Here is a 1,895-nt window from a genome sequence, read left to right as displayed (position 1 = left end):
GACCCAAACAGTCTTGCTCTGGCCGATCAGGTAATTCATTGTGAGCACTTGCCGCGATGCGGGACGTCGTCGTTTAAGGAGGTGATCCAGCCGCAGGTTCCCCTACGGCTACCTTGTTACGACTTCACCCCAGTCATGAACCACACCGTGGTGATCGCCCTCCGAAGTTAGGCTAACCACTTCTGGTGCAGTCCACTCCCATGGTGTGACGGGCGGTGTGTACAAGGCCCGGGAACGTATTCACCGTGACATTCTGATTCACGATTACTAGCGATTCCGACTTCACGGAGTCGAGTTGCAGACTCCGATCCGGACTGAGGCAGGCTTTCTGGGATTAGCTCCACGTCGCCGTCTTGCGACCCTTTGTACCTGCCATTGTAGCACGTGTGTAGCCCTACCCGTAAGGGCCATGATGACTTGACGTCGTCCCCACCTTCCTCCGGTTTGTCACCGGCAGTCTCCCTAGAGTTCCCGACCGAATCGCTGGCAAATAGGGACAAGGGTTGCGCTCGTTACGGGACTTAACCCAACATTTCACAACACGAGCTGACGACAGCCATGCAGCACCTGTCACTCGGCTCCCGAAGGCACTCCACCATCTCTGGCGGATTCCGAGGATGTCAAGGGTAGGTAAGGTTCTTCGCGTTGCATCGAATTAAACCACATGCTCCACCGCTTGTGCGGGCCCCCGTCAATTCATTTGAGTTTTAACCTTGCGGCCGTACTCCCCAGGCGGTCGACTTATCGCGTTAACTTCGCCACTAAGCACTCGAGGCGCCCAACGGCTAGTCGACATCGTTTACGGCGTGGACTACCAGGGTATCTAATCCTGTTTGCTACCCACGCTTTCGCACCTCAGCGTCAGTGTCAGTCCAGAAGGCCGCCTTCGCCACTGGTATTCCTCCCGATCTCTACGCATTTCACCGCTACACCGGGAATTCTACCTTCCTCTCCTGCACTCTAGCGCGACAGTTCCGGATGCCGTTCCCAGGTTGAGCCCGGGGCTTTCACAACCGGCTTATCACGCCGCCTACGCGCGCTTTACGCCCAGTAATTCCGATTAACGCTCGCACCCTCCGTATTACCGCGGCTGCTGGCACGGAGTTAGCCGGTGCTTCTTCTGTGGGTGATGTCGTCCCTGCCGGGTATTAACCGACAGGCCTTCTTCCCCACTGAAAGTGCTTTACAACCCGAAAGCCTTCTTCACACACGCGGCATGGCTGGATCAGGCTTGCGCCCATTGTCCAATATTCCCCACTGCTGCCTCCCGTAGGAGTCTGGGCCGTGTCTCAGTCCCAGTGTGGCTGATCATCCTCTCAGACCAGCTACGGATCGTCGCCTTGGTAGGCCGTTACCCTACCAACTAGCTAATCCGGCATAGGCTCATCCGATAGCGCAAGGTCCGAAGATCCCCTGCTTTCTCCCGTAGGACGTATGCGGTATTAGCCTGGGTTTCCCCAGGTTATCCCCCACTACCGGGCAGATTCCTATGCATTACTCACCCGTCCGCCGCTCGCCGGCGAGGTGCAAGCACCTCCCGCTGCCGCTCGACTTGCATGTGTTAGGCCTGCCGCCAGCGTTCAATCTGAGCCATGATCAAACTCTTCAGTTTAAAATCATATAGTCCGTTAAGCGGACCAAACTTGGCTCAAGGTTCAAACGAATTCATCTGTTGACGAGTCGCTTGCCTTGATTTTCGGTGACTGGTCACCGCATCATCGACAAGCGCCCACATGAATTACCTGATCGATTGTTAAAGAGCGGCTCCGGGCTCTTATAAAGAGTGGAGCGTTGCAACCGGAAGCGGCTATTCAACCCAGCCAACCTTCCTGCCCCTCGGGGCTGCCTCGTTGCGAGAGAGGCGTATTCTACCGATTCGAGCCGCGCTGTCAAGC

General features: G+C 56.5%; 1 rRNA gene. It reads right to left on the bottom strand.

Annotated elements, in window-relative coordinates:
* Positions 1 to 74 precede the first annotated feature (74 nt).
* A 16S ribosomal RNA gene (locus MHM84_RS21350) occupies positions 75 to 1,612 on the bottom strand.
* Between the last annotated feature and the right edge of the window lie 283 nt (positions 1,613 to 1,895).

Source organism: Halomonas sp. McH1-25, from assembly GCF_022348165.1.
Lineage (GTDB): Bacteria > Pseudomonadota > Gammaproteobacteria > Pseudomonadales > Halomonadaceae > Modicisalibacter.
Note: the sequence above shows the minus strand (reverse complement) of the source record. Positions and strands in the feature narration are given on the sequence as shown.